The 19,044-nt window shown below is 40.1% G+C and carries 16 protein-coding genes and 1 tRNA gene; 5 read left to right on the forward strand and 12 right to left on the reverse strand.

From position 1 onward, the window contains the following. The 5 genes from CVT08_RS00340 to tig are packed head-to-tail and all read right to left on the reverse strand — an operon-like array spanning position 1 to position 4,987. On the reverse strand, positions 1–1,506 hold the full coding sequence (locus CVT08_RS00340) for a YifB family Mg chelatase-like AAA ATPase (RefSeq protein ID WP_107855966.1): 1,506 nt from the start codon (positions 1,504–1,506) through the stop codon (positions 1–3). After that, a complete protein-coding gene (def, locus tag CVT08_RS00345) occupies positions 1,503–2,021 on the reverse strand; it encodes a peptide deformylase (protein ID WP_103568718.1) in 519 nt (172 codons plus the stop codon). Before def ends, CVT08_RS00340 begins: the two co-directional genes overlap by 4 nt. Position 2,022: 1 nt before the next feature. Further along, a complete protein-coding gene (locus CVT08_RS00350) occupies positions 2,023–3,057 on the reverse strand; it encodes a GGDEF domain-containing protein (protein ID WP_103558308.1) in 1,035 nt (344 codons plus the stop codon). 8 nt (positions 3,058–3,065) lie between these two features. After that, positions 3,066–3,656, reverse strand: a complete 591-nt coding sequence (gene clpP, locus CVT08_RS00355; protein ID WP_004317374.1) for an ATP-dependent Clp endopeptidase proteolytic subunit ClpP — start codon at positions 3,654–3,656, stop codon at positions 3,066–3,068. Next, positions 3,656–4,987: a trigger factor gene (gene tig, locus CVT08_RS00360; protein ID WP_107855965.1), complete on the reverse strand. Its 1,332-nt coding sequence runs from the start codon at positions 4,985–4,987 to the stop codon at positions 3,656–3,658. Before tig ends, clpP begins: the two co-directional genes overlap by 1 nt. A 137-nt stretch (positions 4,988–5,124) precedes the next feature. Here tig and folE point away from each other — a divergent pair, with 137 nt between their 5' ends. Both folE and fliI read left to right on the forward strand, forming a co-directional pair. Continuing rightward, positions 5,125–5,697 carry a GTP cyclohydrolase I FolE gene (folE, locus tag CVT08_RS00365; protein WP_004317386.1) on the forward strand — a complete coding sequence of 191 codons (573 nt, stop codon included), beginning with the start codon at positions 5,125–5,127 and terminating at the stop codon, positions 5,695–5,697. Then, positions 5,694–7,001: a flagellar protein export ATPase FliI gene (gene fliI / locus CVT08_RS00370; protein ID WP_004317323.1), complete on the forward strand. Its 1,308-nt coding sequence runs from the start codon at positions 5,694–5,696 to the stop codon at positions 6,999–7,001. The genes folE and fliI overlap by 4 nt, the downstream gene beginning before the upstream one ends. A gap of 1,030 nt (positions 7,002–8,031) precedes the next feature. Here fliI and CVT08_RS00375 read toward each other — a convergent pair. The 5 genes from CVT08_RS00375 to CVT08_RS00395 are packed head-to-tail and all read right to left on the reverse strand — an operon-like array spanning position 8,032 to position 14,009. After that, the gene (locus CVT08_RS00375) at positions 8,032–9,765 is read right to left on the reverse strand and encodes an AAA family ATPase (RefSeq protein ID WP_107855963.1); all 1,734 of its coding nucleotides are present in this window, start codon (positions 9,763–9,765) and stop codon (positions 8,032–8,034) included. Continuing rightward, complete coding sequence (locus CVT08_RS00380) at positions 9,765–11,432, reverse strand: fatty acid--CoA ligase (protein ID WP_107855962.1); 1,668 nt, start codon at positions 11,430–11,432, stop codon at positions 9,765–9,767. The genes CVT08_RS00375 and CVT08_RS00380 overlap by 1 nt, the downstream gene beginning before the upstream one ends. Positions 11,433–11,473: 41 nt before the next feature. Further along, a complete protein-coding gene (locus CVT08_RS00385; RefSeq protein ID WP_107855961.1) occupies positions 11,474–12,694 on the reverse strand; it encodes an OmpP1/FadL family transporter in 1,221 nt (406 codons plus the stop codon). Continuing rightward, on the reverse strand, positions 12,691–13,542 hold the full coding sequence (nfo, locus tag CVT08_RS00390; protein WP_107855960.1) for a deoxyribonuclease IV: 852 nt from the start codon (positions 13,540–13,542) through the stop codon (positions 12,691–12,693). Before nfo ends, CVT08_RS00385 begins: the two co-directional genes overlap by 4 nt. Further along, on the reverse strand, positions 13,539–14,009 hold the full coding sequence (locus CVT08_RS00395; RefSeq protein WP_107855959.1) for a hypothetical protein: 471 nt from the start codon (positions 14,007–14,009) through the stop codon (positions 13,539–13,541). The genes nfo and CVT08_RS00395 overlap by 4 nt, the downstream gene beginning before the upstream one ends. 65 nt (positions 14,010–14,074) lie before the next feature. Here CVT08_RS00395 and CVT08_RS00400 point away from each other — a divergent pair. Then, positions 14,075–14,149: transfer RNA gene (locus tag CVT08_RS00400), tRNA-Glu, on the forward strand. A gap of 211 nt (positions 14,150–14,360) precedes the next feature. Here the strand turns inward: CVT08_RS00400 and CVT08_RS00405 are convergent. Both CVT08_RS00405 and CVT08_RS00410 read right to left on the reverse strand, forming a co-directional pair. Continuing rightward, entirely contained in the window at positions 14,361–16,778 is a 2,418-nt protein-coding gene (locus tag CVT08_RS00405; RefSeq protein ID WP_107855958.1) for a bifunctional diguanylate cyclase/phosphodiesterase, read from the reverse strand. After that, positions 16,771–17,634 (reverse strand): cytochrome-c peroxidase, encoded by an 864-nt coding sequence (locus CVT08_RS00410; RefSeq protein WP_103620828.1) that lies wholly within the window; start codon positions 17,632–17,634, stop codon positions 16,771–16,773. Before CVT08_RS00410 ends, CVT08_RS00405 begins: the two co-directional genes overlap by 8 nt. 147 nt (positions 17,635–17,781) lie before the next feature. Here CVT08_RS00410 and CVT08_RS00415 point away from each other — a divergent pair, with 147 nt between their 5' ends. Both CVT08_RS00415 and CVT08_RS00420 read left to right on the forward strand, forming a co-directional pair. Then, entirely contained in the window at positions 17,782–18,294 is a 513-nt protein-coding gene (locus CVT08_RS00415) for a type II secretion system protein (RefSeq protein WP_107855957.1), read from the forward strand. 130 nt (positions 18,295–18,424) lie between these two features. Beyond that, positions 18,425–18,895: a prepilin-type N-terminal cleavage/methylation domain-containing protein gene (locus tag CVT08_RS00420; protein ID WP_107855956.1), complete on the forward strand. Its 471-nt coding sequence runs from the start codon at positions 18,425–18,427 to the stop codon at positions 18,893–18,895. The last annotated feature ends 149 nt before the right edge of the window (positions 18,896–19,044 follow it).

Genomic DNA, 19,044 nt, shown 5'->3' on the forward strand with positions numbered 1-19,044 from the left:
TTATGCCCTAAAACTAAGCGCCTCTAAGATGTGGGGCTTTAAAATTTGCTCACTCTCATCAAGATCGGCGATGCTTCTAGCCACTCTAAGCGTCCTTTTTATGGCCCTTTGTGAGAGGTTGTACTTTGTGGCGGCCTTTTGTAAAATCTCACTTGCCTCGGCGTTTAACGTGCAAAATTTAGCCACCTGCGCGTCACTAAGCTTGCCATTTAGCTCCGTTTGATCACGCTTTTTTTGAAATATAAAGGCTTTTAAAACCATTTCGCTCATCTGCTTTGAGCTTAAATTTGACCTGTCATCTGGCGAGCTCTCGTCCATGGCGACTTTTAAGTCTATGCGGTCAAGCACTGGGGCTGAAATTTTGGCTTTGTAGTTTTTTATCTCATTTTCACTGCATTTGCAGTTTAGGTTGCGGGAGAATAAATTTCCACAAGGGCATGGATTTTGCGCGGCTACGAAGATAAATTTAGTCTCATAAGTCACTTTTGAATTTACCCTTGCGATGTGGATTTGATTATCTTCAAGTGGCTCTCTGAGGCTTTCGATCACCTGTTTAGGAAAGTGTGGGAACTCATCAAAAAATAGCACTCCGCCATTTGCAAGTGCGATCTCGCCGATCTTTGCGACGTTTGAGCCTCCGCCAAAGATCGAGCTTTTTGTCGAGGTGTGATGTGGCGAGCGAAAGGCTCTGGTGCTTGTAAATTCGCTATCTTGCAGGTTTAGTGAGCGGTAGGCGGCGGACTTTAGCACCTCTTCTAGGCTTTGTGGCGCCATGATATAGACGAGGCGTTTTGCGCACATGCTCTTACCGCTGCCTGGGCTGCCTTCAAATAAGATATTGTGCATGCCAACGGCTGCGATGACACAGGCTCTTTTGGCTCTTTCTTGACCCAAAACGTCCTTAAAATCAAGCTCGTAATTTAAATTTGGAACATATCTTTTGCCGCCAACTTCTATCACATTTGAAAATAGCTCGTGCGTGGCGCTAAAGTGCGTGCTTTTAGCAAATTCTGCGTCGCTAAAAAACTTTATCGCCTCCTCTAATGTGCTAACGCCATAAACCTCTAAATTTGGGATCATCGAGGCTTTGGGCGCTATCTCTTTTGGCACTAAAATTTTTGCCTTTTGCACCTGCGTGCTTAAAAAAAGTAGGATAGAGAACAAATTTGCCGTGCTTTTTACGCTCCCGTCTAATCCAAGCTCGCCAAAAACAAAAATTTTCTCCAAGCTTTTTGCCTTTTGAAGAGCGATGAGAAGGGCGATACTTAGGTCAAAATGCGAGCCACTTTTTGGCAGGTCTGAGGGGGATAAATTTATGGTTATTTTCTGAGCTGGAAAGGCAAAGTCAAGCGCTAAAAGTGCCGCCTTTACACGCTCTGTGCTCTCTTTGATGCTGGTGCTTGCAAGACCCACGATACTAAAGCCAGGAAGCCCACGAGAAAAGATCGACTCAACATCAATGATCTTTAGTCCGTCGCCGTATGTAGCACATTTTAAGGACTTCATGATGTCTTTTCTTTTTTTTGCTTTTTGTATTCCTTGTCGAATTTTTTGCGTTTGTTAAAGCCTATTTTTTCTATAAAAAGATGTCCGTCTAAGTGGTCATTTTCATGCTGGATAGCTATCGCTAGTAGCCCGTCAGTTTTTAAGGTCTGCTCTTTGCCAAAGCGGTCTTGAAATTTGATGCTAACGACCTCACTTCGCTTAACGTCCTCGTAGTAGCCAGGCACGCTAAGGCAGCCCTCTTGATAGACGCACTCGCCCTCACGTAGCTCAAATTTTGGGTTTATGATCTCGATTAAATTTTCTTTATCTTGCACGCCCTCTTCGTTGGCTAAATTTATGATGAAAATTCTCTTTGCAACGCCTATTTGTATAGCTGCAAGACCGATGCCTTCTTTTGCGATCATCGTCTCATACATATCATCAAGAAGTTTATGAAGCTTCTCATCGAAGACCTCAACCTCTTTTGAAATTTCATAAAGTTTTTTATTTGGATAGGATAAAACTTCTAGGATCAAACTAATTCTCTGCTTTCTCGTCTAAAAATAGTGGCTCATTTAGGTCTTGGTTGGTCTCTAACTTGTCAAGTGCGTGAGATAGCAACTCTTCGGTGCTCTTTGTCTTTGAGATCATGCTTGAGACGATCTGCACATCTAGTTTGCACTCTTCGTTGTCGATCTTCCATGGCATAGATGAGAGCATGTTTAAAATTCTAGCGCACGCTTGCTTTGTGCCGTTTTCGTCAGTGTATTTCATCACCATAGCAAAGCAGCCATCGCCGTAGTGTGCGACTATATCGCTTCTACGTGACGTTCTTAAAAGAAGCTGTGACATACTTTTAAACATATTGTTTCGCTCTTTTAAATTCTTAACTCGGTTTGCAAATTTATCTTTTATCTTGACTAGCAAAAATGAGGCATTATAGCCATAGCGTCTAACAGACTCTATCTCGCTGCTTATGGTAGCTACTAGAAATTTCTTGTTATAGACCTCGTAGGTCGTATCGTAGATCGACTGCTCTTCGATCGCCTTAAACATCTTGCCAACCTCTTCATAGCTCATCTTGATGACGTCAAGGTGCTTATCCATGAGGTCGTTTAGCTTGATGAGGTCTTGGTTAAAGGCGCTTAAAACATTTTGGAGCGCAAGGACATTTGTGTTGTTTTTAAGTCCATCCATACGCTTTTGCACTAAGCCTCTCATAACGCCTAAATTTTTATAGATGAGCACGACTGCTTGAAGCATACTTTTTATCTGTATAAAGCCTTGTTTTACCTCTTTTTCGATAGAGATGTTGCCGTTTGTCGGCACTGAGCTTTCAGAATTTGCCACTATGATATCGCCGATCTCTTTTCTAAACTCATCTGACTGCCCATCAAGCATCTTTTCAAAGTAGATAGAGTAGTTTGTCGGCGTAGATGGGACGTTGTCGTCGCTTAGCTCGTGCAAAACGTCCTCTGAAAATTTATAGATATTTACCTTTTCTTTTTTGACAGCTGGCTTTGCTTCAGCTGCTTTTTTCTTTGGATCTGGTGCATTATCTATCTTTATCACTTTTGGCCTTATTTAAAACTTTTCTCCAAAATTTTATCGACAAGTCCGTATTCTTTTGCTTCGGCTGAGCTCATAAAAAAGTCGCGCTCAGTATCTTTTACTATCTTGCTTAGCTTTTGACCTGTATTTTTTGCCAAAATTCCATTTAAAATTTCTTTCAAACGTAAAATTTCACGTGCTTGTATCTCGATATCAGTCGCTTGTCCTCTAGCACCGCCAAGTGGTTGGTGTATCATGATACGAGAATTTGGCAGTGCATATCTCTTGCCAGGTGCGCCACAGCTTAGCAAAAACGCGCCCATGCTAGCAGCCTGACCGATGCAGATCGTGCAAACATCTGGCTTTATGTAGTTCATCGTGTCATAGATACTAAAGCCACTTGTTATCACGCCGCCTGGTGAGTTTATATAAAGGTAGATATCTTTATCTGGATCTTCAGCCTCTAAAAATAACAGCTGAGCGACGATAGAAGCGGCCATGCCGTCCTCTATCTCGCCACTTAGCATAACGATCCTATCTTTTAAAAGACGAGAATATATATCATAGCTTCGCTCACCTCTGCTAGTTCTTTCAACTACGACAGGAACGTAATAGCTCATTACTCAGCCTTCTCTTTTTTGCTTGCTTTTTTCTCGTCTTTTTCTTTGTTGAAAAGCTCGCTAAATAGCTTCTCTTCGATCATCGACATCTTTATAGCTGGAAGCATGCCTTGGTTGCGGTACATCTCAAGGTGCGCTTTTGGATCTTGTCCGCTTCTATACGCCTCAAAATAGATCGCTTGAACAACCTCTTGATCGCTCACTTTCACGCCTCTTACGCGAGCTAGCTCATCGATGATGAAAGTTAGGCGAACGCTATTTTCAGCGTCTTTTCTATACTCGTCACGTTTTTTAGCTAGAGCGTCTTTGTCTTCTCTAAATTTCTTCATATCGTCTGGAGTAAATGAGTTCCATGCGTTTCTAAACTGCATATCGATCTCTTGCTCGACGATATTTTTTGGCACATCAAATTTAAATTTCTCAACCGCAGCTTCAGCAAATTTTGGTTTTAGCTCTTCGTTTATAAGTTTATAAATTTTCTCTTGGCGAATTTGCTCTTTTATGCGCTCTTCAAGTAGCTCTTCAGTTGGTTTTTCTTCGTTTGGAAGGATAGTTTTTAGCATCTCTTCATCTAGCTTCTCAGGGATCTTTCTCTCTTGAATTTCGTGAAGTTTGACTTTAAAAACAGCGTCTTTACCAGCTAAATGTGCAGCGCCGTAGTTTTCTGGGAATTTAACCTCGATATCTTTTTCGCCGCCAGCTTTTATACCTACCATGCCATCTTCAAAGCCTGGGATGAATTGATTTGAGCCGATCTCAAGCACGTAGTTTTCAGCCTTACCACCTTCAAATGCAACGCCATCAACAAAGCCCTCAAAGTCAAATTTGGCAAAATCACCAACTTTTAGGCCTCTTTTGCCATCTACTTTTTCAAGCGGAGCTATCATTTTTAAAAGCTCAGTTTTCTTCTCATCGATATCTTTTTTCAAAACGCGTGGGTTTGAAAACTCTGGTATCAAGCTCTCATAACCGCTCACATCGACGCTTGGCTTAAATGAAACTGTTAGCTCAACATCGATCTTGTCATCTTTTTTGTCAAATTTTGAAACGATAGGCTCGCCGATAAGGTCGTCATTTTTCTTGCCTGCTTTTTTGATAGCCTCTTCGACTACATCTCTTAAGACATCTTGCTCAGCGTCGTTTGTTAGCTCTTTCTCGTAGCGTTTTAGCACGACAGCGACTGGCACATGGCCTTGTCTAAAACCATCTACTTTCATAGTTTTTGCTGCTTTTTTTGCTAGTTTTTCTACGCTAGACTTTATAGCATCTGCACTTATAGTTGTGCTAGCTAGGGTATTTACGCTATCTAGAGCTTTTGTTTTGATTTCCATCGAATTCCTTTATGAATACAAATTTTTAGCCCAAAATATAGCAGAATTTTCCTTATTTCATTGTAAATTTGTAAATTTTTATAGATATAAAAGGCGTTTTAACGTAGAATTTGGCGATAAAATTATGGAGAAAATTTATGCAAGAGAGTTTTGAAAATTCAGTTAAAAATATGCTAACTATCATCGGTGAAGATCCAAACAGAGAGGGGCTTATTAAAACCCCAGAGCGCGTTTATAAAGCTTTTAAATTTCTAACTAGCGGATACGATCAAGACCCAAAAGAAGTTCTTGGTGACGCTCTTTTTACTAGCTCAAATAACGAGATGGTTTTAATGCGAAACATCGAGTTTTACAGCCTTTGCGAGCACCATTTGCTGCCTATCATCGGCCGCGTGCATGTGGCGTACATCCCAAATGGCAAGGTCGTTGGCCTTAGTAAAATTCCACGCATGGTAAATATCTACGCCAGACGCTTGCAAATTCAAGAGCAGATGACCGAGCAGATCGCAAAGGCACTTGAGGACGTTATCGCTCCAAAAGGCGTTGGAGTAGTCGTCGAGGCAAGGCATATGTGCGTTGAGATGAGGGGCGTGGAGAAGATAAACTCGACTACCACGACCTCTGCGCTTAGGGGCTGCTTTATCAAAAATGCAGACACAAGGCGGGAGTTTTTCTCGCTTATAAATTCGCCTAGGGAAACGCATTTTTGAGTTTAGAGCGCATAAATTCAAGGCTTAAAGAGGGCGTGAAGCTCTCAAACACCTTCGGCGTCATCACAAAGATCACAGCTACTACTATCGAGATCACCGGACTTCGACCAAGTATCGGCGACATCGTGCGCATAGTGGCAAAAGACAAGAGTAAAAACGGCCTTGGCATGGTCACGCAGATAAAGACAGATGGCGCTTATATCAGCCCATTTGGCTTTGTCGAGGGTTTTAGGATAGGCGACTTTGTCTATGAGAGCGATCAGGGCATGAGCATACCGGTGGGGCCAAATTTACTAGGCCGCGTTGTCGATCCATTTATGAAGCCCATTGATGGCAAAGGGGCGATTGACACGACTGAATATATGCCGATCATGAGAGCGCCCATAGATGCGATGAAAAGAGGGCTTATAAACGAGCCTTTTAGTGTTGGCATAAAGACGATAGATGGGCTGCTTACTTGTGGCAAGGGGCAAAAGCTAGGAATTTTCGCAGGATCTGGCGTGGGCAAATCAACCCTCATGGGCATGATCGTAAAAAATACGCTAGCCCCCATAAAAGTAGTCGCGCTAATAGGCGAGCGTGGCCGTGAGGTGCCTGAATTTATCGAAAAAAACCTAGGCGGCGACCTAGAGGGCACGGTCATCATCGTAGCGACAAGTGATGATAGCTCGCTCATGCGAAAGTACGGCGCATTTTGTGCGATGAGCGTGGCTGAATACTTCAAACAGCAGGGCAACGACGTGCTTTTCATCATGGATAGCGTCACTCGTTTTGCGATGGCGCAGCGTGAGATCGGCCTTGCGCTTGGCGAGCCACCGACCTCAAAGGGCTATCCGCCAAGCTCGCTCACACTCTTGCCACAGCTAATGGAGCGTGCGGGCAAAGAGGAGGGCAAGGGCAGTATCACGGCGTTTTTCACCGTGCTAGTCGAGGGCGATGATATGAGCGATCCGATAGCCGACCAAAGCCGCTCTATCCTAGACGGCCATATCGTGCTAAGCCGCGAGCTAACGGACTTTGGCATCTACCCACCTATCAATATCCAAAACTCGGCCTCGCGTGTCATGGGCGACGTGATAGGCAAAGAGCACAAGCTAAATGCGATGAAATTTAAGCGCCTTTACTCGCTTTTAAAAGAAAATGAAGTTTTGCTTCGTATCGGCGCATATCAAAAGGGCAGCGACAAGGAGCTTGACCTTGCTATCTCGAAGAAAGAATTTATGGAGAGCTTCTTAAAACAAAGCTCTGAAGAAGCCTTTGCGCTTGAAGAGGTCGAAGAGCTGCTTGATAAGATCAATCAGTAAATTTCTCTATAAATTTCACTACTAAAATTTCATAGCCTTTTAAATTTATTATTAAAAAGATCGATAAATTTGCTTTTTTGGTGCGAAAAGTGATGTTGCAAAAGTCGCGGAAGCGTGTTTGAAATTTACTGGGTTTTTTGCGGCTAAATTTTATGAAGTGGGCGACTTTTGTGTTAGGAAAAATGATAAAACGTTATAAAAAAGCAGTCACGCCCACGCTTCAAACGGCGGATAAAATTTGAAATTTTTGGCTTTTTTGTTAAAAATGCTTGTTTGTAAAATATGGTATTAAATTTGAAATAGGCGAGTGAGCTAAATTTGCAATGGCATTTATCTTACTTGTAGCTTTTGCAAATTTGCATAGACAAAACAAAATTTAATGCAAAAGCATAGGTAGCTAGGGGCGACAAAACGTGTAACCAAAGCTCATTTGCTTTACTTGTCTGAAAAAGCCACGGAGCGGATAAATTTCAAAATTTTGCGGTTTTTGGATAAAAGCTACCATTTTGCAAAGGCTGAGGTCGTAAATTTGAGGCAAGCGAGCTAGTTAAATTTATGCAAAAAGCCTATGGGCGAGTGTCTATCCTATCGTAGCTTTTGCCAAAAATTAATTGTAAAAAATTCACGTTTAGTTTAGCAAGTACCGATACTTTAGGCTTTGCATCGTGACGCAAAGCATATATTTAAAAAAGCGTAAGAGAAAAATCTCTCTTTTTATATTTGCCAAAGATCGAATTTGCTTTACGTTTTCTGTAGCTTTTGGTGGCAGGCTTCTTGTAAATTTAATAGACAAAAGCAAATTTGATATCCGCACTTTGGTGTTTGCAAAAGCTTTCAACATATTTTAGGAAAAGCCCAAGAATAAGCCTATTTTTTCATCGCCAAAGCTTAAATTTAGCTCGCGTTTTGCGTGATTTTAGCGGTAAAACTCGTCTAAATTTTATTGGGTAAAGCAAATTTATTATCAAACCAGCGGTTTTGTGTAGCGCAAAGTCAAATTTAGACAAAACAATCAAATTAAGAGAAAAAGCTAATAGCCAAATCCCATCTTTTTATCTTCGCCAAAGCTTGAGTTTAGCTCGCGCTCTATCGTAGTTTTGAAGTCCTCAAAGGTAAAAATCCCATCATCTTTTATCGCAACTTTTAAGGCGGTATTTTTTAGAGCAAGGACGATCTGTGCGCCACTTAAGTTAAACTCAGCCAGCCTTTCTACGCTAAAGCCATCTTCAAAGCTCGCATTTTCAGGCAAAATTTTACGCCAAATGGCAAGTCTGCCGTTAAAATCAGGCTTTTTAAACTCGATTTTGTAGTCAAACCTTCTAGAAAACGCCACATCAAGGCTTTGTAAGAAATTTGTAGTAGCTATGAGCACGCCCTCAAAGCGCTCGATCTGCTCTAAAAAGATATTTTGCATTTGATTATGCATCTTTTCAGCGCCGCTTGAGCTCTCTACTCTTGTGCTTAAAAACTGATCGGCTTCGTTTAGTAAAAGCACCGGCTCGCTGCCACTTTTTTTGCAAATTTCTTTGTAAGTGTCAAAAATTTTCCTTACATTTTGCTCGCTCTCACCGACATATTTGCTTAAAATTTTTGAGCAGTCAAAGCTTAGAATTTGCTTCTTTAGGCTCTTTGCAAGCCCAACGGCGCTCATGGTTTTACCAGTGCCAGGCTCGCCGTAAAAGATGATCTTAGCGTCTATATTTTTTCTAGTTTTTATGCCCCAGCTGCTAAGTCTAGCTAGCACTTTTTTATCGACTTGCTTTAGTATCGTGCTTAAAAGCTGCTTCGTCTTTTCATTTAGCACGACATCTTCTAGGCTCGTTACCGGCTCTATTAGCTCAAAAATTTCTTGCTCTTTTACTAGACTTTCGATCTTGATTTTCTTGCTGTTTTTGTCATTTTTTGGGTGCATTATGCTTTGCAAAATTTCTTCGTTTATAAAAAAGCTCTTGCTTACGTTGCCATAAGCGTTTAAAACCTCGTCGTAGTCGATAAGCGCGCCCTCTATGAGCCTTGAGCCGTCCTCTAAGAGAGTGCGATTTTTGATACGTTCAAGCTCGTCCTTGCTTATTAGCCCAACTAGCGTGTTTAGATCGCGACCATTTTCAAAATCGCCCGCGTACTCCTCTTTTAAAAGAGCTAAAAAAATGATCTGCTCTTTTTCATCAAGCGAATTTTCTTTAAAAATTTGCTCTATTTTTAGGCTGATCTTGCTTAGTTTTACACGCTCGTTTATGCGCTTTGTGAGCTCAGAAATTTGCTCATTTATCCGCTTTTTAGCGTCATTTGAGCCACCTTCAAATATCGCAGCTTTTGAGTAAAGCTCTATCTTTAAAAACTGATCTTTTAAATACTCCAAATGATCTTCATACGGCGAAAGCTCTGGTAAATTTATATCAGCGTTGCCATCTTCTAGAATTTTTAAAAATGTGCTTGAGAGTGAAATTTCAGAGTGAAGTAGCGAGAGTAGCCCTTGGTTTGAGCTTTTTTGTGCGTTCTCTGGCATTTTAAAGAGGCTGTAGTTTTGCACTATCCAGCCACTATCTAGCAAATTTTTTATAAATTTAAGGTATAAAAGCTGTTTTTCATTTTGCGTGCCAAAAACAGCTCCAAGCAGCTCATAAACGCTCATGCTAGCCGTTCCTTGCACGTAGGCTTTGCTTAGATATTTTAAAATTTCTCCCTCTTCATCCTCACACTTTATAAGCTCGTAAATTTTACTTTTTTTGAGGTCTTGGTTTAGAAAATCAAGCAAATACTTCACTAAATTTTATCCTTTATCTGCTCTTTTAGCACACGCTTTAGCACCTTGCCAGTGGCATTTCTAGGCAGCTCCTCGGCAAAATAAATGCTTTTTGGAATTTTGAAATTTGCTAAATTTTTCTTTAGATGCTCTTTAACCGTCTTTTCATCAAGATCCATGCCATCTTTTACCTGTATGAAAGCCACGACCTCTTCGTCTGCATGCACATCTTTTACGCCAATTACTGCTGCAGCCTCGACGGCTTCAAGCTTATAGATCACCTCTTCGATCTCGCGTGGATAGATGTTTATGCCCTTTGATATGATGAGGTCTTTTTTGCGATCGACGATGTAGATAAAGCCCTCTTCATCAATCTTGCCAAGGTCCCCAGTCTTTAGCCAGCCATTTATGATGGTCTCATCTGTCACGCCTGGCATGCCGTAGTAGCCTTGCATGACGCAGTCGCCTTTTACGATGATCTCGCCTATCTGCCCAACTGGTAGCTCCATCATCTCATCATCTACGATCTTGATCTCATAGCCATTTAGCGCAGGTCCGACGCTTAAAAGCTTTTGCTTGTCAAATAAATTTGCCGCTACGACTGGCGAGCATTCGCTAAGGCCATATCCTTCAACTAGCGTTGCACGTGGGAATTTCACTCTAAAATCATCGATCGTTTGCTTAGCAAGCGGAGCAGCGCCACTTACAAATAGCCTTATGCGGTTAAACCATCTAAAATACCAAGGAATTTTTGCCTTGCCGATGGCTGTATATATGGCTGGGATACCCAAAAATACAGTAACTCTTTTAAGTAGCGTCTGCTTTAGCACATTTGAAAATGGAAAGACCGATCTTACAAGCACCATCGAAGCACCTGCATATATCGGTAAAAGCACCATAGCTGTGAGCGTGAAGCTATGAAACATCGGCAAAAATACGATAAATCTATCGCTTTTTTTAACCTTGAAACGCTCATGAGCGCCGATGACGTTTGAGAAGATATTTTTATAGCTTATCATAGCACCCTTTGGCTTGCCTGTGGTGCCTGAGGTGTAGATGATATGCATGAGATCGTCTATTTTAGGGTATTTCGTGATGCTTAGAGTGTATTTGTGATTTAGCGCTTCGCTGAAATTTACATTTTTTACAACGCCGCTATTTTCATAGCCCTTGCTCATATCCTCTTTTGAAATTTGTGGTGTAGAAGAGAGATAAGCGCTCTCGCCATACTCCTCATCAACGCTTATATAGTCGTCTTTTGAGGCGCTTTGAAGTTTTTTAGGCGTTTGACCGATCCAGATGATCTTTCTTAAAATTTCAAGCTCGCTAAGTGCGATTAGCTCCTTTGCAAGCGAGCTAGATGCAAAGAGCACCCTTGCGCCGCAGTCATTTAAGATATACTCAAACTCATTTGTTTTTAAAAAGGTATTCATCGGCACCGCAACCGCACCGATAGCCGTGATAGCAAGGTATGAGATGATAAATTCTTTCGAATTTGCCACCGCCATAGCCACTTTGTCGCCAAAATTTACTCCGCAAAGCTGCAAGTAAGCTGCCACTTTATCGACGTTTTGCTTTATTTCATGGTATCTTAGCTTCTCTTTTTCATCAAAGATCGCTATCTGGTTTGGACTCTGCTTTGCTACTTTGGTCAAAATTTCATAAAAATTATTATAAGAGTATTGCATTTTTAGCCCTAGAAAGAGTATTTAAATGTCATTGCAGCTATCTAAACGCTACTTGCGTCAAATTCGCCAGACATCGAGCCAGTGCCGTTGCCAGTACCATTTTTTATACCTGTCGCACGCTTTTTGTCTCGGTGCTGATAGAGATAGCCTAGCCCTAGCTCTAAATTCGGCGTAAATTTATAGTTTGCTCCAAACGAATATGCCTGAGAGGTGGTGTTTGGAAGCTCTAAGCCAGTATGCTCGCTGCTAGTGATATCCTCATCGTATGAAAAGCCAGCCATTAGCCTAAGTTTTTCATTTACGTCGTAAGCAAGTCCTATCCTATATGTGTTTGTATCCTTTGCGTTTTTAACGACCGGATCGTCCATAAATGCCTTAAAGTATCTACCTAGAATAGGGTGTGAATGAGCTGCCGTCTTATCATCATATTCAAAGTCATAATCTTTAAATTTAGACCAGTAAGTCCTCTCGAAAGCTAGCAAAAGGGTAAAATCACTAAATTTATATCCAGTTGCAAGCACTAGCTGTGCAGGTAGAGGGATCTTGACACTAGTTTTGCCATGATAGCTTATAGGTGCGAGCTGCCCGTTAAAATCAGCATCAGCGCTACCTTTAAGCTCTAAATTTACCTTCGAGCGGTAAGTAACCGCAAAGCTTAGATCCTCGATAGGTCTATATGTAAGAGCGACGTTGTAGCCGTAGTTTATGCCATCACCTTGTATCTCTCTGTAGCCAAAACGTCCAAAATCACTTGCTATCTTGCCCTTGCTATAAACGCCTCTAGCGCCCAAAGCAATGGCAAGTTTGTCATTTATGCGGTAAGCCACGGTTGGATTTAGCTCGACAACTTGTAGTTTGAACCTCTTGCCAGTAAAAGCAGTCTCTGGATCCTCCCACGAGATGCCAACAGCAGCGGGCACAGCAAGGGCTAGCCCAAATCTCCAGTTTTCATAAATTTCTGGCGTTACAAAGCTAAATGTGCCAGCAAGAGAGTCAAATTTCTCTGAGCTGTAGCTCTTGCCACCATCGCTTTTAAAGTCGATGGAATTTATATGAAACCAACCAAGCGTGCTTTCAAAATGGTGAAGCCCGTCTAAAAACATCATATTTGCAGGGTTAAAATAAGCCGCGTCAGCCCCAAAACTAAAGGCTACGTTACTAGCAGCAAGCCCTAAAGAGTCAGCACTTTGCTCAGGGACCTTGTAACCCCCAGCATTTAATAATGAACACGTCGCAACAATGCTTAAAAGCACTCTTTTCATAGCTTTTCCTTTTCTAGGTTTCTTAAAATTTTGATCTCATCTTCCCAAATACTCTCATCAATCGTCTCTAAAATCAAGGGAATTTCGCCTATTTTATCATCATTTATTATATTTTCAAAAGCGCCAAGCCCAAGCTCACCCTTGCCAAGGCTCTCGTGCCTATCTTTTTTTGAGCCAAGACCAAATTTAGCGTCATTTAGGTGCATGCCAGATAGAAATTTATAGCCGATGATCGCGTCAAATTCGCCCATCGTCTTAGCGTAAGCCTCTTTGCTTCTTAGATCGTACCCAGCGGCAAATGCGTGGCAAGTGTCGATGCAAACGCCAACTCTGCTCTCATCATCCACACGCTCGATCAGATACGCCAGCTGCGCAAAGTCAAAGCCTAAATTTGAGCCTTGTGCGGCTGTGTTTTCGATGACAAGCTTTACGCCGCTTGTTCGTTTTAGCGCTTCGTTTATGCATCTAGCGATGTTATCTAGGCACTCATTTTGGCTTATTTGCTTTAGGTGTGAGCCTGGGTGGAAATTTAAAAGCTTTAGTCCAAGCTTGCTAGCTCGCTCTATCTCATCGATAAAGGCTTCAAGGGATTTAGTCCTTGCCTCTTTTTCTGGATGGCCTAAATTTATGAGGTAGCTTGCGTGTGGCAAGACGTGATCGGCGCTTATGCCAGAGGCCTTTAAATTTGCTTTAAACTGCTCTATTTCGCTACTACTTAGCTCTTTTGCACTCCATTGGCGCTGATTTTTTGTAAAAAGCGCAAAGGCATTTGCTCCTATTTTTGCAGCGTTTATCGGTGCGTTAAAGACGCCTCCAGCCGCACTTACGTGAGCCCCAATGTATCTCATTTTAACTCTTTTATTATCACTTTTATTTTATTTTTGCTGTCGATAAATTTGACGTAGTTATCGCAAACTTCGTATTTTATAAAATAAGAACTTAGATCTTGTCTAAAGCCGCACTCTGTGGTGCTTAGATCCTTGCCGTCATAAATTTTTTGCCTTTGCAAAATCTCTTCAAAAAGGCTTTCATAATGCGGCGCTAGAAAAAATTTCTCGTTAAATTCAGTCTTTTTAAAACAAGCGCCATTTACGCAAATTTTGTCCTTTATATTGATATTTGCGGTATTTACGCCAGAGCTATAAATTTGCAAATTTAGATCATTTTTATAAGTGTGAAAAAATCCAACATCATTTATCTTTATCATCGGGGAAAATAAAGTGACCTGAAAGGCTTGTGAGCTTTGCGGTGTTTTAGTCGCAACACAGCCTGAAAAAATGAGAGCAGATAATAAAACAAGTGAAAATTTCTTCAACGATTTGTCCTTTTATGTAAATTTAAGTTAAAAAGTAATATAATCCCAACTTCATAACCGACCGTGGCCCATTCGTCTAGCGGTTAGGACATCGCCCTTTCACGGCGGTAACACGAGTTCGAGTCTCGTATGGGTCACCACTTCTAAAAGACAAAATCTTATCCACATAAGCTTTAAAATCTAGTTAATCCAAATTTTCAGCTTTTTTAAAGACAAATTCTTAAATTTAATTGTTGTAAAAAAGATCAAATTTCACGTCTAGCAAAATTTAAAAAAGAGGTTTTGTGCGAGTATAAAAGTAAAAAGCAGTTAAATTTAGCCTTTTAATAGGCTTTAAAGTAACTGCAAAATTTACATCTGATGTGGCTTGCCTAGCAAAAATCCCTGCGCATACGAAATTCCAAATTTCTTTATGTACTCTAAAATTTCTTCGTTGCTCACAAACTCAGCCACGATCTTATAGCCTTGTCTTCTAGCAAAGCTCACGATAGTCTCAACCAAAACTCTTGCGTTTTCATCAGTTGGTAGCTTTTTGATGATCGAGCCATCTATCTTGATGTTATCTATATCAAGCTCTAAAATTCGGTAGTAGTTAGAGTAGCCAGAGCCAAAGTCATCGATTGAGATTTTACATCCATATTTTTTAGCTCTTTTTATAAATTCATTTGCCATGGCGTAGTCGCTAAGCTCTTCGCTCTCTAGCATCTCAAAGCAAACTCTACTTGGATCTGGGCAACTCTCTAGCTTTTCATCTAAAATTTCTCTTACACTAGGGTCAGTTAGGTCAGAGCTTGAGAGGTTGATGGAAAATGTATAGTCTGGATATTTTTTCACTAGATCAAAGGCTAGAGCGATCACCTTTTTTGTTATCTGAAGATAGAGTTGCGTTTTCATCGCGATCTCTAAGAACTCGCCTGGGTAGCGGATCTTGCCGTTTTGATCGACTATACGCACCAAAACCTCGTAGTATTTTGCCTCTGTCTCATTTTCTTGCACGTTAAAAATTCCCTGACACTCAACTATCACCTTATCGTTTTCTAGGGCGTACTCGATGAGTTCGGTTATGAGTTGGTTTTTATAGTATCTCATCTCGATCGCGTCGTTTTCGAGATAGTAGTAGATCTCGTTGCCGCTATCACTTGCTTGTTGATTAGCTAGGATTGACTGCATTAGACGATTTGTTTGCGGTGTGTCATTTGATAAAGATACGCCAAGAGTTATCTTGATACCAGGTAGGTTTTCAAATTTACCATCTATCTCGATGTTCATCCTGCTAAAGTTAAAATACTCTTTTATAAAGCCGATATCTCTAACGATGTCATCGCCTTGATACCAGATGTAAAACGCATCATCTTGAAATCTAAACAGCTCAGCATTTATAGAGTAGGTATCAACACAGAGTTTTAGTGTATTTGCCACCGCTTTTAACATAGCGTCAATAACCTTTGTCTGGTAGAAAAATCTTAGCATCTTGTAGTTTTTGATGCTTATGCTGATCACAATTCCATCTTTTTTCGCCTCTATCATCTCAGTTAGGGCAAAGTAGTTGCCAAAACCAGTTAGCTTGTCGATTGAGGATTGAATTTTTATCTGCTCATTTTTTTGAGTTAGCTCTTTAAGCATGCTAAGCTCTTTTGTCCTATCAAGCTTTATAGCCATATAGCCCTCTAGCTTGTCCTCAAAGAAAAATGGCGCAAAACGCACCTTTTCATAGAGCAGTTTGCCACTTTTTGTTCTGCTTATCAGCTCGTCGCTTTCCCAAGAAGTATGCTTATTTATGGCATTTCTTATCTCAGCGTAAAAGCTCTCTGGGTGCATATTTGATTTTAAAATTTTAGGGCTTTTTCCGACAACATCTTTTAGTTTATATCCACTTTTTGCTTCAAAGGTTTTATTTACATATAAAATTTTATTGTTATTGTCGCAAAAGACTATCGAGCTGTGTCCCGCATCCACTGTCGTTTTTAGTAGTTTTATCTGTTTTAACTGCTTGGTTAGCACCCTTGCTTGATAAAAAGTTAAAGCGCAAAATAACACAAAGCTGATAAAACAAAGCACTTGCATTATTACTATATTTCGTATCATTATGCTGTAAGAGGCTAGGGTGTCATCTCTAAATTTTCTTAGTGTTTCCCCAAGTTTTAGATCAACAGAGTCTTGAGCTACGGCACTTAGGTTTTTTGCAAATTCAAGCGCGTAAGTTGCCTTATTTAGCACCAAGATCGCTTTTGTGTCGTTTTTGTAGGTATCTTTATACTTTTCTATCTGCTCTTTTGTTTGATTTAGCGTTTCAGGGCTGATTAGGGCTGAGCTTTTTATCGCGTGAAATATCACATTAAGCGCATCTAGCTTCTTCTCTGATGCTATTTCAAACTCGCCTGATAAGATATAAGCAGCCATTGATGAGCTAGCGTAGTTTGACCTATCTACAAGCCTTTGTTTTTTTAAAAAGTCGTCGTTTATGACCTTTAAAGTTTTGGCATTTTTCTCTTGGTAAAAGACATGTATGATCTCGTTTAGCTCATCAAGTCTGGTTAAATTTTGATCAAAACTTTTTAAATTTTTATTTACATCGTCGTAGTTTAGACGAAGTACGTTATTTTCTAAGCTAAAGCTTAGCTCGTTATCTAGCAAGATAAGGCTTAAGATCGTATCGTTAAATTTACTAACAGCAGTAACTGCTCTATTTGCCATATAGATGTAAGCCGAGCTAAAGAAAAAGACGATCGCTAGGACGATTAAGATGATATTTGCTTGTCTTTTATTCATTTAGTATCCTAGGTCTGCGTCCATTTAGTGTTAGCAAAAATTTATAAATTTGCTCCAGCTCTTCGCTACTTAGTGTGTGGATCAGCTGATGATAGCTCACAAAGCCTATGACCTCTTTTAGATCGCTCATTTCGCCACTGCTTAGATATGGAGCCGTTCTTGCTACATTTCTAAGCGAAGGCACACGCATAAGGCGCCTGCTCTCACTAGCATCCTTTAAGCCCACGTTTTGCATCAAATTTCCGCCTAAATTTCTACCATTGTGGCAAGCCACACAGCCTACTTTATTAAAGAGCTCAAAGCCTTTTTTTGCCTCAGCGTTTATGGAGTCGTCATTGCCAGCTAGATACTCATCAAATGGCGAATCTATGCTTAAAATAGCCTTTTCAAATTCTGCCAAAGCACCTACTATATTTTCATAGTTTATGCCATCACTATATGCATCATTAAATAAAATCCCATACTCGCCTATGCTTTTTACCTTTTTTACTATCTCATCTTTGTTTGAATTTAGCTCATTTCTAGAATTTATCGACTCTTTTACCTGATCTTTTAAGCTTCTTACCCTGCCATCAGTAAAAAATAGAAAATTTAAAGCCGAATTTAGCACGCTAGGTGGGTTTATAACGCCTTTTTGGCTGGTGTAAGATGAGTTTGTACCACTTAAATTCCAGTATAAGTTGTGGCAAGTTTCGCATGAGTAGTTTTCAGTGGTGCTTAGCCTTTTGTCAAAAAAGAGCTTCTTACCGATGTAGGCTTGTTTTTCGTTATATTTTGATGAAAGCACTGGCTCAAATGATGAATTTGCGCTCAAAATGCAAAAAGATACTACCATCCAAAATAAAACTTTTTTCATAAAATCTCCATATTCTTGAGCGTCATTATAGCGGAATTATTTTTCATAACTACCAAATCGGCTAAATTGTAAAAAATTTAGTTTTTATTTGCATTTTGAAAAAAATGTTGTATAATCCGCCAAATTTTTAATTTCAAGGAGGAAACCATGAAAAAAGGTTTTACAATGATCGAGTTGATCTTCGTGATCGTGATTTTAGGCATATTAGCCACAGTCGCTATACCAAAACTAGCTGCAACAAGGGATGATGCAGAGATAGCTAAAACTGCTACAAACATATCAACTTTACTAAGTGATATCGGTACATATTATACTTCGCAAGGTAAATTTGCTGATGATATCAGCACAATGACAAACGTACCATTAGAAGTTGATGGAACTAATAAAAAAATTGGTCAGATGACAGTTGCTAGTAAAAAATGTATAAAATTTACTTTAGCTGGGCCTGTAACAGACGCTGGTGATACCAAAGGAAAACCTGCTGTTATAAAAGTCGAGGATGGAGCGGATAGTGCCGCTGGTCTTTGCCCTAAGGTACTAAGCAGTAGTGCTGTTACAAAAATAAAAACTAGTAAATTTAAATTTGTAAATGCTTCTGGCGTTGAGAAAGAAAGTGCGGCAGGTGAGTATCCAGTTAGCGGTCTTAGCGTAGCTTTCTAATTTTTCAAACTCAAACTTCTTGGCAAGGAAATTCCTTGCCATCTCTCTTTAAATTTCACTTAAAAATTTATTTTTCATTTATAAAAAATCTAGCTATAATCTCAAAACTTCAAATTTCAAGGATGAAGTGATGAAAAAAGCTTTTACAATGATCGAACTAATCTTTGTAATAGTCATCATAGTTATATTAGCTGTAGTTGTCGTCACCAAAATAAGCGCTACAAGAGATGACGCAAAACTGACAAAAGTTATGTCAGAGATAAGAGTCGCCATACAAGATATAAATACCTACTACATATCAGAAGGCAAACTAGCTCTTGATACTACAAACAATAAAGTTAAATTTAAAGAGATGACAAATGCTGGGGTTGTGGATAGCTCTGGCGATCTTGGCTTTTTTGCCAAAAACGAAAGGTGCATTTCATTAAAATTCTTTGCTGCAGACCAAAGCTGCTTAGGAGTAGATATCAGCGAGCAAGGCCTATGCAAAAAGCTTTGGGAAGCTCCAGAATTTAAGCGCTTTAGCCAGACCATGATAAAGCCAGCACAAGGAGCATTGCCAGCTCATATCATCTTTAGCGCTGTTCGCATCGTTTTTTAGCTAAATTTTTTATCAAAAGCTTTAAAGTCTGAAATTTACACTTAATTCTTGAAATTTTATAAAAATAAAGTCCAAAACTAATTTTTTCTTGACAACAATAACATTTTTAGATAGAATGCGACTTTTTAATGAGGTAGTGGCATAAACTT

It is taken from the genome of Campylobacter concisus (assembly GCF_003048835.2).
In the GTDB taxonomy this organism is placed as follows: Bacteria; Campylobacterota; Campylobacteria; order Campylobacterales; family Campylobacteraceae; genus Campylobacter_A; species Campylobacter_A concisus_D.

Excerpts from the sequence above, each read along its gene's own strand:
- CVT08_RS00340 (WP_107855966.1), bottom strand. The coding sequence starts at position 1,506 with ATGAAGTCCTTAAAATGTGCTACATACGGCGACGGACTAAAGATCATT.
- clpP (WP_004317374.1), bottom strand. The coding sequence starts at position 3,656 with ATGAGCTATTACGTTCCTGTCGTAGTTGAAAGAACTAGCAGAGGTGAG.
- tig (WP_107855965.1), bottom strand. The coding sequence starts at position 4,987 with ATGGAAATCAAAACAAAAGCTCTAGATAGCGTAAATACCCTAGCTAGC.
- folE (WP_004317386.1), top strand. The coding sequence starts at position 5,125 with ATGCAAGAGAGTTTTGAAAATTCAGTTAAAAATATGCTAACTATCATC.
- CVT08_RS00380 (WP_107855962.1), bottom strand. The coding sequence starts at position 11,432 with ATGCAATACTCTTATAATAATTTTTATGAAATTTTGACCAAAGTAGCA.
- CVT08_RS00385 (WP_107855961.1), bottom strand. The coding sequence starts at position 12,694 with ATGAAAAGAGTGCTTTTAAGCATTGTTGCGACGTGTTCATTATTAAAT.
- nfo (WP_107855960.1), bottom strand. The coding sequence starts at position 13,542 with ATGAGATACATTGGGGCTCACGTAAGTGCGGCTGGAGGCGTCTTTAAC.
- CVT08_RS00405 (WP_107855958.1), bottom strand. The coding sequence starts at position 16,778 with ATGAATAAAAGACAAGCAAATATCATCTTAATCGTCCTAGCGATCGTC.
- CVT08_RS00410 (WP_103620828.1), bottom strand. The coding sequence starts at position 17,634 with ATGAAAAAAGTTTTATTTTGGATGGTAGTATCTTTTTGCATTTTGAGC.
- CVT08_RS00415 (WP_107855957.1), top strand. The coding sequence starts at position 17,782 with ATGAAAAAAGGTTTTACAATGATCGAGTTGATCTTCGTGATCGTGATT.
- CVT08_RS00420 (WP_107855956.1), top strand. The coding sequence starts at position 18,425 with ATGAAAAAAGCTTTTACAATGATCGAACTAATCTTTGTAATAGTCATC.